This window comes from Candidatus Rhodobacter oscarellae, from assembly GCF_001078595.1.
GTDB lineage: Bacteria > Pseudomonadota > Alphaproteobacteria > Rhodobacterales > Rhodobacteraceae > Rhodobacter_B > Rhodobacter_B oscarellae.
Map to the genome: position 1 here is coordinate 884,054 of NZ_LFTY01000001.1, position 13,911 is coordinate 897,964.

At 63.4% G+C, this 13,911-nt stretch carries 12 protein-coding genes and 1 pseudogene; 8 read left to right on the top strand and 5 right to left on the bottom strand.

Annotated elements, in window-relative coordinates; genetic code table 11:
- The first annotated feature begins 26 nt into the window (after positions 1-26).
- Positions 27-1,478 (top strand): methyl-accepting chemotaxis protein, encoded by a 1,452-nt coding sequence (locus AIOL_RS04275; RefSeq protein ID WP_160314404.1) that lies wholly within the window; start codon positions 27-29, stop codon positions 1,476-1,478.
- A 73-nt stretch (positions 1,479-1,551) separates the two neighbouring features.
- A complete protein-coding gene (locus tag AIOL_RS04280; protein ID WP_049641733.1) occupies positions 1,552-3,438 on the top strand; it encodes an AMP-binding protein in 1,887 nt (628 codons plus the stop codon).
- On the opposite strand, the gene idi is transcribed toward AIOL_RS04280, so the two are convergent.
- Positions 3,418-3,984 (bottom strand): isopentenyl-diphosphate Delta-isomerase, encoded by a 567-nt coding sequence (gene idi / locus AIOL_RS04285; protein WP_082152402.1) that lies wholly within the window; start codon positions 3,982-3,984, stop codon positions 3,418-3,420. The genes AIOL_RS04280 and idi overlap by 21 nt on opposite strands.
- A 108-nt stretch (positions 3,985-4,092) precedes the next feature.
- Between idi and hemC the strand changes: the two genes are divergently transcribed.
- Positions 4,093-5,013, top strand: a complete 921-nt coding sequence (gene hemC, locus AIOL_RS04290; RefSeq protein ID WP_049641973.1) for a hydroxymethylbilane synthase — start codon at positions 4,093-4,095, stop codon at positions 5,011-5,013.
- 4 nt (positions 5,014-5,017) lie between these two features.
- Here the strand turns inward: hemC and AIOL_RS04295 are convergent, their stop codons facing one another.
- Positions 5,018-5,785: an NAD kinase gene (locus AIOL_RS04295; RefSeq protein WP_049641734.1), complete on the bottom strand. Its 768-nt coding sequence runs from the start codon at positions 5,783-5,785 to the stop codon at positions 5,018-5,020.
- 144 nt (positions 5,786-5,929) lie between these two features.
- On the opposite strand from AIOL_RS04295, the gene glyA reads away from it, so the two are divergent.
- Together glyA and AIOL_RS04305 are read left to right on the top strand one after the other, a co-directional pair.
- Positions 5,930-7,225, top strand: coding sequence for a serine hydroxymethyltransferase (gene glyA / locus AIOL_RS04300; protein WP_049641735.1), 1,296 nt, complete (start codon positions 5,930-5,932; stop codon positions 7,223-7,225).
- 294 nt (positions 7,226-7,519) lie between these two features.
- Positions 7,520-8,452, top strand: coding sequence for a DUF817 domain-containing protein (locus tag AIOL_RS04305; RefSeq protein WP_082152403.1), 933 nt, complete (start codon positions 7,520-7,522; stop codon positions 8,450-8,452).
- Here the strand turns inward: AIOL_RS04305 and AIOL_RS04310 are convergent.
- Entirely contained in the window at positions 8,397-8,765 is a 369-nt protein-coding gene (locus tag AIOL_RS04310) for a hypothetical protein (RefSeq protein WP_049641736.1), read from the bottom strand. The two genes, AIOL_RS04305 and AIOL_RS04310, sit on opposite strands and share 56 nt — an antisense overlap.
- Positions 8,766-8,850: 85 nt before the next feature.
- Between AIOL_RS04310 and AIOL_RS04315 the strand changes: the two genes are divergently transcribed.
- Both AIOL_RS04315 and AIOL_RS04320 read left to right on the top strand, forming a co-directional pair.
- Positions 8,851-9,609: an alpha/beta fold hydrolase gene (locus tag AIOL_RS04315; RefSeq protein WP_049641737.1), complete on the top strand. Its 759-nt coding sequence runs from the start codon at positions 8,851-8,853 to the stop codon at positions 9,607-9,609.
- 71 nt (positions 9,610-9,680) lie between these two features.
- Positions 9,681-10,253 (top strand): hypothetical protein, encoded by a 573-nt coding sequence (locus AIOL_RS04320; protein ID WP_049641738.1) that lies wholly within the window; start codon positions 9,681-9,683, stop codon positions 10,251-10,253.
- A 941-nt stretch (positions 10,254-11,194) separates the two neighbouring features.
- Here AIOL_RS04320 and fcl read toward each other — a convergent pair.
- Positions 11,195-12,175 carry a GDP-L-fucose synthase gene (gene fcl, locus AIOL_RS04325; protein ID WP_082152404.1) on the bottom strand — a complete coding sequence of 327 codons (981 nt, stop codon included), beginning with the start codon at positions 12,173-12,175 and terminating at the stop codon, positions 11,195-11,197.
- 4 nt (positions 12,176-12,179) lie between these two features.
- On the bottom strand, positions 12,180-13,301 hold the full coding sequence (gene gmd, locus AIOL_RS04330) for a GDP-mannose 4,6-dehydratase (protein WP_049641739.1): 1,122 nt from the start codon (positions 13,299-13,301) through the stop codon (positions 12,180-12,182).
- A gap of 326 nt (positions 13,302-13,627) precedes the next feature.
- Here gmd and AIOL_RS04335 point away from each other — a divergent pair.
- A pseudogene (locus AIOL_RS04335) lies at positions 13,628-13,822 on the top strand (MBL fold metallo-hydrolase); the annotation flags it as partial.
- Positions 13,823-13,911: the final 89 nt, after the last annotated feature.

A 13,911-nucleotide genomic window follows, 5' to 3' on the forward strand; every position in this document is an offset into this window, starting at 1 on the left:
ACACGTCCGCCACGGAGATGGATGAGATGGAACCAGTCCAAGTTACGCCGCAAAACGACACCCATGCGCAGTGGGAGGCCGACGCGCGGGCGGCTTCCATGGCGGCTCCAAAGGTCAATCTAACGCCGGTCATTCGCCAGGCCTCCAAGCTGGGATACGAAGTCGTTGATGTCTCGGGTTTTTTGGACGCGCTCAGCCACAAGTCACAAGCGCAGCTTTCTGCCGTTGAACTGGCCAAGGCGTCGGCGGATCGCGTAACGGCGGCCAGCGCCTCGGTCGGCGATCTGGCGCAGCAGGTGGCCGAGGCCAGCAGCAGCGCGCTTGGAGTAGCGCAGACCTCCGCCACCGCGATGCGCGAATCGTCAAGCCGCTCCGCCCAGGTCGCGCAGTGGGTCGGCACCGCCGCCGACCAGATCGAGGCCGCGGTTGGCGCGCTCTCAGAGATCGAGAAAAACAATGATATGGTGCGCGGGATCGCCACTCAGATCAGCTTTTTGTCGATCAACGCCCGGATCGAGGCCACCCGCGCCGGGGAAGAGGGTCGACAATTTCGCGTAATCGCCGATGCGGTGAACGAGCTTTCCGCCCGCACCAATGAGGTGGCAAACGAGGTCCGTCAGAACATTTCATCCTTGTCGGACGCGATCTCGCAACTCGCGGAAGAATCCCAGACCGTGCGCGGCGACGCCGAGCAGGTGATCAAAGACAACGACCAAACGGACGCCGCGCTGGGCGAGATCGCCGCGCAGATCAACCAAGTCAATGACCAGGCCAGCCTGATCCAGCAAGAGACGGGCAACACAAATGACGCGCTGGCGGAATTCTCGCCTGCCTTTCGCGAGCTTGGCGAAAGCATCCAGGACACCGCTGGCCAGACCGAGGGCGTCACAAAGCGCGGTCACGCCCTGATCGACCTCACCGAGGGCATCGTGCAGGAATGCGTCTCGCTTGGCGGCGAGACCGCGGACAGCGCCTATATCGAGCGGGTGCAAGCGGACGCGGCCCGCCTGTCGGCGGCGCTGCAGCACGCCGTGGATAGCGGGCGCATCACCCAGGCACAGCTCTTCTCGCGCGACTACCGTCCCATCCAGGGCACCAACCCCGAGCAGTTCATGACCCCGTTCACCGAGCTTACGGACGAGCTGTTCACGCCGATCCAGGAAGAGGCGCTGACGCAGTCCGACGCGGTGGTGTTCTGCGCCGCGGTGAATGTCGACGGCCACCTGCCCACGCATAACAAGAAGTTCGCCAAGCCACAGGGCTCTGACCCGGACTGGAACGCCGGCAACTGCCGCAATCGTCGCATGTTCAACGACCGGGTGGGCCTGAAGGCCGGGCAAAGCACCAAGCCCTTCCTGTTGCAGGTCTATCGCCGCGACATGGGCGGCGGGGTGTTCAAGCTGATGAAGGACGTCTCGGCGCCGATCACCGTGAACGGCAAGCACTGGGGCGGCTTGCGATTGGCCTATTCCGCCTGACGGCCCGCCGCGGCCCCTTGCTCCGCCCCGGCACCGCCGCTAACACCGGCTATACGGTATGGGAGGTTAGGTCATGGGTTACAAAGAGGTTTATGCCGCGTGGCAGGATGATCCAGAGGGCTGGTGGATGGACCAGGCCGCCGCCATCGACTGGACCGCGCCGCCAAGCCAGGCCCTCTTTGACCGCGGCAACCACATGTATGAATGGTTCGCCGACGGGCTGACCAACACCTGCTGGAACGCGGTCGACCGACATGTGCCAACGCGCGGCGACCAGGCCGCGATCATCTATGACAGCCCGGTCACCGACACCAAGCGCAGGATCACCTATGCGGAGCTGCGCGATCAGGTGGCCTCGGTCGCGGGCGCCCTGAAAGCGCGCGGCATCACCAAGGGCGACCGGGTGATCGTCTACATGCCCATGGTGCCCGAGGCGATCATCGCCATGCTCGCCGTCACCCGCATCGGCGCGATCCACTCGGTCGTCTTCGGCGGCTTCGCCTCAAGCGAGCTGGCCGTGCGGATCGACGACGCGCAGCCCAAGGCGATCCTGTCGGCCTCCTGCGGGATCGAGCCGGGGCGCATCGTGCCTTACAAGCCCCTGCTGGATGGCGCCATCGAGATGGCCGAGCACAAGCCCGACTTCACCATGATCTTGCAGCGCGAGCAGGAGCCCTGCGAACTGGGCCCCCGCGATTTCGACTGGCACGCCGCGCAAGAGGGCGTGGAACCTGCCGACTGCGTGCCCGTGGAGGGCAACCACCCGGCCTATATCCTTTATACCTCCGGCACCACCGGCCAGCCCAAGGGCGTGGTGCGCCCCACCTCGGGGCATCTCGTGGCGCTGAACTGGACCATGAAGAACTTCTTTAACGTCGATCCCGGCGATGTGTTCTGGGCGGCCTCCGATGTGGGCTGGGTCGTGGGGCACAGCTATATCTGCTACGCGCCGCTGATCCACGGCAACACCACGATTGTCTTCGAGGGCAAGCCCGTGGGCACGCCCGACGCGGGCACCTTCTGGCGGGTCATCTCCGAGCATAAGGCGAAGGTGCTGTTCACCGCCCCCACGGCCTTTCGCGCGATCAAGCGGGTCGACCCCAAGGGCGCGTTTCACGCCAAATACGACCTGTCGCATTTCGAGGCGCTGTTTCTGGCGGGCGAGCGCGCGGACCCCGACACGATCGAATGGGCGCAGGACCTGCTGCAGGTGCCGGTGATCGACCATTGGTGGCAGACCGAGATCGGCTATCCCGCGGTCGGCAATCCGATGGGCACAGAGCTGCTGCCGATCAAGGTTGGCTCGCCCTCGGTGCCGCTGCCGGGTTTCGACATCAAGGTGCTGGATGAAGACGGCAAAGAGCTGCCTCGGGGCGAGCTGGGCGCGCTGGTCACGCCGCTGCCCCTGCCCCCCGGCACGCTGCCCAATCTTTGGAACGCCGAGGCGCGGTTCAAGAAGAGCTATCTGGAGAAGTTCCCCGGCTATTACGAGACCGGCGACGCGGGCTATGTGGACGAGGACGGCTATGTTTGGATCATGGCCCGCACCGATGACGTGATCAACGTGGCCGGGCACCGGCTGTCGACCGGCGGCATGGAGGAGGTCCTGGCCGCCCACCCCGATGTGGCCGAATGCGCGGTGATCGGCGTGACCGACGCACTTAAAGGCCAGCTGCCTATGGGGTTTGTGTGCCTGACATCCGGCGTGAATCGCCCGCATGAGGAAATCACGAAGGAATGCGTGGCCCTGGTGCGTGAAAAGATCGGCCCCGTCGCCGCGTTCAAGCTATGTGCCGTGGTGGATCGCCTGCCCAAGACGCGCTCGGGCAAGATCCTGCGCGCCACAATGGTGAAGATCGCCGACGGGGCAGAGTTCAAGATGCCCGCCACGATTGATGACCCGGTCATTCTCGATGAGATACGAGAGGCGCTGCTTGGGCTAGGCTACCCCACGGCCTAACGTGGCTCCGAAGATCTGGGACGCGTGCTGCGCCATGTAGATCTTGAACCAGGGCGTGAATGTCTCTGCGCGGGCGCCGATCTGCGCGTGGATCTCATCCAGGGTCATCCAGCTTGTGTCCATGACCTCACTCGGGTTGGCGCGCATGGGATGCGCGCGGTCCATCTCGGCCACGAAGATGTCCACCAGCTCGTGCTCGACCATGCCCCCGCCGACATCGGCGCGGTACTCCAGCTGGTCGCGATGCTCCAGCGTCAGCCCGCGAAGCCCAAGCTCTTCGTCCAATCGCCGGGTGGCGCAGGTCACCGCGTCCTCTTGCCAATGCGGGTGCGTGCAGCAGGTGTTCGCCCACAGCCCGGGCGTGTGGTACTTGCCCAGCGCGCGCCGTTGCAGCAGCAGGTGGTCGCCGGACATCACAAAGACCGAGACCGCCTTGTGGCGCAGCCCGCGGTGATGCACCGCCAGCTTCTCGACCGGCGCCAGAGCGCCGTCCACCCAAGCCGGGATCATGGCGTTCAAAGAAGCATCTGTGTCTGCGTGCGTCATGGCGGCTACATGCGATATCGCGCGGCGATGCGCCAGCCCCTTGCGGACCGCTTGCGCTTTGCCCGCCTGGCACGGCATACGGGCGAGAACGGTAAGGAAAGTGGCGCGATGGCAGATTGGTTTGAGCAGAACGCGGTGCTGCGCATTGGGACCCGGGGGTCCCCCCTGGCGCTGGCGCAGGCGCATGAGGTGCGCGACCGGCTGATGGCGGCGCATGATCTGCCGGCCGAGCGTTTCGCTGTGACCGTGCTCAAGACCACCGGCGACGCGGTGCAGGACCGTCCGCTGTCCGAGATTGGCGGCAAGGGGCTTTTTACCAAAGAGCTGGACCTGGCCTTGGAGGCCGGTGAGATCGATATCGCGGTGCATTCCATGAAGGACGTGCCGACCGTGCTGGTCGAGGGCATGGCGATCACCGCTGTCTTGCCGCGCGAGGATGTGCGCGACGTGCTGGTCTCGGATCACGCGGCCTCTATCGAGGCCCTGCCCCAGGGCGCGGTTTTCGGCACGTCCAGCCTGCGCCGGCGCGCGCAGCTTTTGCACCGCCGCCCCGACCTGCAAATGGTCGAGTTCCGCGGCAATGTGCAGACCAGGCTAAAAAAGCTTGCCGATGGGGTGGCCGTGGCCACGATCCTGGCGCGTGCGGGTCTGAACCGTTTGGGGCAGACCGAGCTTGGCCAGACCATTCCCGAGACGACGCTCTTGCCCGCGGTGGCACAGGGCGCGGTGGGCATTCAACAGCGCCACGACGATGCGCTGGCCGAGGCCCTGGCGCCAATCCACGACGCCCCCACTGCCACGCGCATCACCACGGAACGCGCCTTTCTGCGCGCCCTTGATGGCAGCTGCCGGACGCCGATTGCGGCCCTGGCCACGCTTGCAGACGGCGAGATCGCGTTTAGGGGAGAGGTGCTGCGGCCCGATGGGTCGCAGGTGCTTTGCGCCGCGCGATCTGGCACCGACGCCGCCGCCATGGGTACGGACGCCGCGCAGGAGCTTCTGGCCGGCGGCGCGGGCGGATTTTACTAGCGCCTTAAGTGAATTGCTCGCGGATCAGCCGCTCTTCCAGCCCGTGGCCGGGGTCGAACAAAAGCCGATGCACGACAGAGGGCTCAGAGCGGATCTCGACCGAGGCGACATTGTCGACCTGCCGCGAATCCGCGTCGGCATTCACCGGCCGCTTGGCGGGGTTCACCACGTCCAGCCGCACAACGGCGGATTTCGGCAGCACCGCGCCGCGCCAGCGCCGCGGCCGGAAAGCCGCCACCGCCGTCAAAGCCAACGCGTCTGCGCCGATGGGCAGGATCGGGCCGTGGGCCGAGTAGTTATAGGCCGTCGAGCCTGCGGGCGTGCTGACCAGCGCCCCGTCACAGACCAGCTCGTCCAAACGCACGCGCCCATCGACCGAGATCTGCAGCTTGGCCGCCTGCGGCCCGGCGCGCAGCATGGAAACCTCGTTGATCGCCAACGCCGTGTGAACCTGGCCATCCACGGTCACCGCCTGCATCGCCAGCGGGTTGATCGCTGTTTCTTCCGCATCGGCAAGCCGCTCTAGCAGCCCCTCCGCGCGGTAGTCGTTCATCAAGAAGCCGACGGTGCCGCGGTTCATCCCATAAACTGGCGCGCTCAGGTGCATCGTTGCGTGCAGGGTGGTCAGCATAAAGCCGTCGCCGCCGAGGGCCACGATCACCTCGGCCTCCTCCAAAGGCACAGACCCATAGGCCGTGACCAGCTCGGCCATGGCGTCCTGGGCGATCTTGGTCTCGCTCGCGGCGAATGCGATGCGGTGGCGCGTGGTCATCTTGCTTCCTCTCGCGGGCATCAATGACCACTGGCGCGAAAAACGCAAGCGTCGCTCCTGTGTCGCTTTGCGCCGCAGCAAAGGCTTTTGCGAAGCCGTTCGATGCGCTATGGACCCGCCAGCCTTAGGAATGGAGCCCAACCGATGAACGCCCCGCAGCGCGACAACGATTTCTTCACTCAGCCCCTGGCCGACCGCGACCCCGAGATCTCTGGCGCGATCGGCGACGAGTTGGGCCGTCAGCGCGACGAGATCGAGCTGATCGCGTCCGAGAATATCGTCAGCCGCGCCGTGCTAGAGGCGCAAGGCTCTGTTATGACGAACAAATATGCCGAAGGCTATCCCGGGCGGCGGTACTATGGCGGCTGCCAGTTCGTCGACGTGGCCGAGAACCTGGCCATCGAGCGCGCCTGCAAGCTGTTTGATTGCGACTTCGCCAACGTGCAGCCCAACTCGGGCAGCCAGGCCAACCAGGGCGTGTTCCAGGCGCTGATGAAGCCCGGCGACACCATCCTGGGCATGAGCCTGGACGCGGGCGGGCACCTGACCCACGGCGCCAAGCCCAACCAGTCGGGCAAGTGGTTCAACGCGGTGCAGTACGGCGTGCGCCAGCAGGACCTGAGGCTGGACTACGACCAGGTGGCCGAGCTTGCCGCCGAGCACAAACCGCAGACCATTATCGCGGGCGGCTCTGCCATCCCGCGCCAGATCGATTTTGCCAAGATGCGCGAGATCGCCGACAGCGTCGGCGCCTACCTGCATGTGGACATGGCCCACTTCGCCGGGCTGGTGGCGGCGGGCGAGCACCCCTCGCCCTTCCCGCATGCGCATGTGGCCACCACCACCACGCACAAGACCCTGCGCGGCCCGCGCGGCGGCATGATCCTGACCAACGACGAAGCCATTGCAAAGAAAGTGAATTCCGCGATCTTCCCCGGCATCCAGGGCGGCCCGCTGATGCATGTGATCGCGGGCAAGGCCGTGGCCTTTGGCGAGGCGTTGCAGCCCGGCTTCAAGGACTACATGAAGGCCGTGGTGGCCAACGCCCAGGCGCTGGCGGATCAGCTGATGAAGGGCGGGCTGGACATCGTGACCGGCGGCACCGACACCCATGTGCTGCTGGTGGACCTGCGCCCCAAGGGCGTGAAGGGCAACATCACCGAGAAGGCCCTGGGCCGCGCGCATATCACCACCAATAAGAACGGCATCCCCTTCGACACCGAGAAGCCGATGATCACCAGCGGCATCCGCCTGGGCTCGCCAGCGGGCACCACGCGCGGCTTCGGCGAGGCAGAGTTCCGCCAGATCGCGGACTGGATCGTGGAGGTCGTGGACGGGCTGGCCACCAATGGCGACGACGGCAACGGCGCGGTCGAGGCCAAGGTCAAGGCCGAGGTGCAGGCGATGTGCAATCGCTTCCCGATCTACCCCGACGCATAGCGCCGAATCCTGCCGGATTAACGAAGTCTTACCGCCGCGGGCAGCTCTTGCCCGCGAATCGGGTGTGAACGCCTTTATTTGCTGGAAAATCCGGTGTCGGACTTTTGTCGGCAAAACGTCGGACTTCCGTCGGGCACGGGGCCTGAAAACACCGTCGTTAACAGGCCGCGCGGTGGTCATAGGCTTGGGGGCGGCGGGACAGGTGCCGCCACAAAGCGTGCGCATCGGCATGCCAGCACCGACCAGAGAAGCTTCTGTGGACAACGCCAGGTTGGTTTGGTCTATGTGGCTGGAATGACGCTCGAAGCCGACCATATCCCGGCGCCCCGCACGCCGGGGCGCTCCACCCGCGAAATCGAGAAAGCGGTCGGCGTTTGGACACGCAGCCACATGCCCGGCTGGCTGTCGGAATTCGTGGTCTTCGTGCTCAAGCTCGGCTGGGCGAGCCTCTTTGGCGGGCTGATGCTGATCGGGCTGGTCGTGACCAAGATCTTCTGGACCGAGGCCACGCCAATCCCACGTTACGACGCGATGCTGATCTACGCGGTCGCGGTGCAGGCGCTCTTTCTCTACTTTCGGCTGGAGACCTGGGACGAGGCGCGGGTGATCGTGCTTTTTCACCTGAGCGGCACGGTGATGGAGATCTTTAAGGTCTATGTGGGCTCTTGGAGCTACCCCGATCCCGGCGTGATCCGCCTCTATGACGTGCCGCTGTTCACCGGGTTCATGTATGCCGCGGTGGGGTCCTTCATGGCGCGGGCGATCCGGCTCTTTGACATGCGGTTTGAGCCCTACCCGCCATTCTGGGTCACGCTGCTTCTGGCCACCGCGATCTATGTGAACTTCTTCTCGCACCATTTCCTGGCGGATATCCGCATCGTGCTGTTTGCGGCCACGTTTCTGGTCTTTGGGCGCACCTGGGTCAAATTCCACATCGGCGATAACGACTATTGGATGCCAATGGTGCTTGCGGGCGGGCTCATCAGCGTTTTGCTCTGGATCGCAGAGAATATCGGCACCAGCACAGAGACCTGGCTCTACAGGGGCCAGAACGCCTTTGACATGGTGTCGCTTGCCAAGATGGGGTCATGGTACTTGCTGATCTACGTGAGCTTTGCGACGGTAACCTTGGTGTTCCGACAGGCGCTGATCCCGCGCCGGGATGCGAGAGCTACCCGACCGCCCAGAGCACGGCCAAAAGAAGCCCTACAACCAGCAGCAGATTGAAGGCGTTCACCGCCGCAAATTGCAGCCAGTAGTCCTTGATCCAGGCGTTTGGGTCCACCGATTTCAGGTAGCGCTCGCAGCGCTTATAGCTGTGTTTCAGCGCCTCAGGGTCCGCCTGCATCATGAGCTTGGGATGTGCCATGAGGCGCTCTGCCTCGACAAGCCGCTGGGCCTCTTGCCGCACCCATTTCGGCATGGACCTGCGCGCGCGTTTCAGCTTGGCCTCTAGGCCGCGCCCGCCAATGCCCAAGCGCGACTCCATAAGGTCCGCGATACGGCTGGCCTGATCCGCCACTGTCAGCCCTGTGTTCATGGTGCTGAGCCTCCCCAAGACGCCGCATCATAGCGCGCAGGGTTCGCCCTGGCGAGTCCCGGCGCGCTTGCCTATAGCTGGATGCATGTTGAACACGATCCTGCACGGCGCCCCGACCGAGCGCGCCCCCCTACTGATCGCACATGGGCTGTTTGGGTCCGCGCGCAACTGGGGCGTCATCGCCAAGCGGCTGTCTGATGAGCGCCTGGTGATCGCGGTGGACATGCGCAACCATGGGGCCAGCCCCTGGTCGGATGATCACAGCTATGCCGCCATGGCGCAGGACCTGGCCGCGGTCATCGCCGCCCATGGCGGGGTGGCTGACGTGCTGGGGCATTCGATGGGCGGCAAGGCCGCGATGCAGCTTGCGCTGACCCAGCCCGGGCTGGTGCGCCGCCTGGTGGTGGGCGACATCGCGCCGGTGGCCTACCCGCACAGCCAATCGCACCTGATCGCGGCCATGCAAGGCGTCGACCTATCCGTGGTAGAGCGCCGTTCCGACGCGGACGCGCAACTGCAAAGCACGATCCCCGACCCGACCACGCGCGCCTTCGTGCTGCAGTCGCTCGACGTGAAACTGCGGCGCTGGACCCTGAATCTAGAGGTCCTGGACGCTCAGATGAGCAGCGCCACAGGCTGGCCGGGCACCGCGGGCGTCGCCGAGCTTGCGACGCTTTTCCTCGCCGGCGCCGAAAGCGACTACATCACGCCCGAGGGGCGCGGCCTTGCGAAAACACTGTTCCCAAACGCCCGTTTTGCCAAAATTCCGGGCGCGGGGCACTGGCTGCATGCCGAGAAACCCCGCGAGTTTGAAGCCACAGTGCGGATTTTCCTGAACACATAAGGCGATAGGGGGGCTTGCCCCGCAATTCCCGGCTGTGCTTAGCTTAACGGCGAGCTTCTGGGGAGGAGCAGATGTTGCGTAAAATCGCGGGTCTGGCCATTGCTGCATCAGCCTGGGGGCTGACCGCCGAGGCGCAGGACAACGTGTTCTGGCGCAGCGTGGGGAATTGGGAGATCTCGATAGACCCAGGGCTGTCCAATGGCTGCTACGCGGTGTCCAGCTGGTCCAGCGGGACGGTTCTGCGGATTGGGCTGAACCCGGCGGAGGATAGTTTTTACTTCCTGATCGGCAATGAGGACTGGGCCTCGCTAGAGGACGATCGCGAGTACGAGATCAAAATTCGCTTTGGACCACAGCCCGCATGGAACATCTCTGCCCGCGGCCTGCGATTGGGTGACGCGCCTGGGGGCGACGTCTACCTGCACGCCAAGAGCGAGAATTTCGACTTCGTGGAGGAGTTCATGCGCGAGGCGCGGATGACCATGTTCTATCGCCAAAGCGCGGTCGAGACATTCGTGCTGAAAGGGTCATCCAGGGCGTTTCAGGAAGTTCGCAAATGCCAGAGGGCCGTGGCGGAGAATGGGTTGCCGGGGGACGATGATCTGGCGTCGCGGGACCGGGTGGTGGATCCGTTTGCGGAGTAAGGCGTTCTGGCTTTGGCTTGCGGCATCACGTTGATGGCAAACGCCTGCGACATCAGTGGGTTCTGCCGCAAAACATGATCCTGGTATTCTGGCGGTCCGCTTGAACGTCGCGTTTGGGCCACAATATCTGCGGACAAGCACAACATCTTGTTGATCGCCGCGGGGGACGCGTGTATCCGTGGCCGCACAGGTGCTAAAAGACGCGGTAGCATTCCAAGACAGCGGGGCTCGACCAGAGATGGACGAGCCCCGTTTTCGTAGCTGCAAGCGATTGAGCTGAAATCCAGAATCAGAAAAGGCGCCAGGTGCTCAGACGCGGTCCGTGCATTCCCTGACGCCTTCCTGAAATCGGCTCCCCTTGCGGTTCGCCTCATCCATGAAGCCTTGACCCTCTGGGCCCTGGCCGCCGTGCCGGTCACCCCACACAGCCCGCTTGAGACCTTCACCGACCTTTCCCGCCAGCTTCGAAGAAGCCTTTGTTCCCAGCCGCCTATCCCTTCTTCCGATACTTCCCGGTTCGTTGCCTCCCCGTTCCGCTCCGGCGTCCAGGCCGCCTCTTGCGTCCCGCTCCGGTCTTGCGACCCTCGCGTTGATTTGAAGGTTACATCCGCGGGGGCTCCGGTCCAGAAAAAGTTCTAGAATGCCTTAAATTTCTTGGGGATAAGATGTTGAAATCATTTGTGAATAACCGGTGGATAAGTCGATTTTCTTAAGCGTTTCTACCAAGGTGCAGGTGCAGCAAATTTAACCGGCTTGTGGTGCAGATTTTACCAAAAATTCACGAAGCACCGCACCCCCAAGAGGCGAATCGGTGATCCCCTGCCATTGCATGGGGCTCGGCTGTGGTTTGAGGCCGCTACGGTTTCCAGAGTGTGTGGCAGGCCAACGGACCTCCCCCCCAAGGCTGAGCGCCTGCGGCGCCCAGGATCGTCGTCACGGCATCATTTGGTTCGCAGCGCGTCTTGGTGATCCAGGAACCATTGATATGTCTCTTGGATGCCCTGCTTGAGCCCAATGGTTGCGGTCCATCCCATTTCTTTCAGCCGAGAGACGTCCATCAGCTTGCGCATTGTCCCATCGGGCTTGCTGGGATCGGTCAGTATGTCACCCGTGAAGCCGGTGATCTCGGCCACCAACTGCGCGAGCTCCAGGATCGAGACATCCGTGCCCGAGCCGACATTGATATGGCTCAGCATCGGTTCGGTGTTGGCGTCATAGATATCGCGGCCCAGTTTGAGCACGTGAAGCGACGCGGCGGCCATGTCATCCACATGAAGGAATTCGCGACGCGGCGTGCCCGTGCCCCAAATTGTGACTGCGTCCAGGCTTTGCTCGGCTGCCTCATGGAACCGCCGGATCAGCGCGGGCAGCACATGGCTGTTCTCTGGGTGGAAATTGTCACCCGGCCCATAGAGGTTCGTGGGCATCACCGAGCGGTAATCGGTACCATACTGCCGGTTGTAGCTTTCACACAGCTTGATGCCCGCGATCTTGGCGATGGCGTAGGGTTCGTTTGTGGACTCGAGCGTGCCGGTCAAGAGCGCGGCCTCATGCATGGGTTGCGAGACCGCGCGCGGGTAGATGCAGGACGAACCAAGCTGCAACAATTGCCGGACCCCGGCCTCGAAGGCCTGGTGTATCACGTTGCACTCGATCATCAGGTTTTCATAGATGAACTGCGCCGGATAGGTGTCGTTGGCGTGGATGCCACCAACCTTGGCCGCCGCAAGGATCACCTGGTCGGGGCGTTCGGCCTGCATAAAATCACGCACCGCGGCCTGGTCTGTCAGATCCAGCTCTGACGAGGTCCGCGTGAGTATCTGCAGCGCCGCGCCGTCCGCTTTGCTGTCCTCTAGCCGCCGCAGGATCGCACCGCCGACCATGCCGCGGTGGCCCGCCACATAAACCTTCACATCAGCCACTGGGCTAGCCCTCCATGCTCATCGGCAGGTCTAGCCCGTGCTTCTTCAGAAGCCCGTGCCGTTTGGCGGTCTTGAGATCTTCCGCGACCATCTCGGCACACATCTCTTGCACGGTGATCTCGGGCACCCAGCCAAGCTTTTGCTTGGCCTTGCTGGGGTCGCCCAGAAGCGTCTCCACTTCCGCTGGACGGAAATAGCGCGGATCGATGCGCAGGATAACATCGCCCACCGACAGCGCGGGCGCATCGTCCCCAGAGATACTGGCCACGGTGGCGATCTCACCGACCCCTTCGCCAGAGAACTCCAACTCTACGCCAAGCTCGCGGGCCGACCAGATGATGAACTCTCGAACCGAGTATTGCAGCCCGGTGGCGATGACATAATCCTCGGCCGTGTCCTGCTGCAGCATCATCCACTGCATGCGCACGTAATCCTTGGCGTGGCCCCAGTCGCGCAGCGCGTCGATGTTACCCATGTAGAGGCACTGCTCCAGCCCCTGAGCGATGTTCGCCAGCCCGCGGGTGATCTTGCGCGTCACGAAGGTCTCGCCGCGGCGCGGGCTTTCGTGGTTAAACAGGATCCCGTTGCAGGCATACATGCCATAGGCCTCGCGGTAGTTCACCGCGATCCAATAGGCGTACATCTTGGCCACCGCGTAGGGCGAGCGCGGGTGGAAGGGCGTGGTCTCGGTCTGCGGGATCTCCTGCACCAGGCCATAAAGCTCTGACGTTGACGCCTGGTAGAAGCGCGTCTTGCTCTCCAGCCCCAGGAACCGTATCGCCTCGAGCAGGCGCAGCGTACCGATCGCGTCCACATCCGCGGTATATTCCGGCGCCTCAAAGCTGACCGCCACATGGGACTGCGCGCCGAGGTTATAGACCTCGTCGGGCTGTACCTCTTGTAGGATGCGCGTCAGGTTGGACGTGTCAGAGAGATCGCCGTAATGCAGCTGGAAGCGGGCGTTCTCGACATGCGGGTCCTGGTAGATGTGGTCCACCCGGTCGGTATTGAACAGCGAGGCGCGGCGTTTGATGCCATGCACCTCATAGCCCTTCTCCAGCAATAGCTCTGCCAGATAGGACCCATCTTGCCCGGTCACACCAGTTATCAATGCACACTTAGCCAAAGTTGAGCTCCGTCGTTAGTTTGCTTGCACCGCCCCGGCTGTTCCGGAGGCTGAATACCCCATTTCACGCCACTTTACCGATCTCGTTACGCAGTACATAGGATTTCCCCTCTGCAACTGCTGGCGGGACATATCCGATGGGTTAGAGCGGGCGAACTGTATCGAACCAGTCGATTACCCAGTGCTCTGAAAAGTGGCAAGCACAACAATCCTCCGAATCGCAATCCGAAGGACAGCGTTGAGCCGACCCGCGCCTTCATTCACATTCGCAAAACAGAATGCATGAGGGGAACCATGTTGGTGAAGCGCATTTGCCCCAGGGCGGCATGGGGCAGGTCCGGCGCTATACCCGTGACCACCTCATCTATCTGCGCGGGCAGATCCGAGCCCATCTGGACGATGGCGGCACTTTGGAAGACGCCTTTTATGTCGACCAGTCGCCGTATTCGCATCTCGATACATTCAATGAGCTTGCGACGCGGAATGCAGGATATGTCTATACCGAGAAGGAGTTTGAATAGGGCCGCTCGGACGCACGCAACCTCTTGATCGCACGGGTGCCAAAAGAAAAGCCCCGGTCCGAACGGCCGGGGCTTTTTTGTTTACGCTG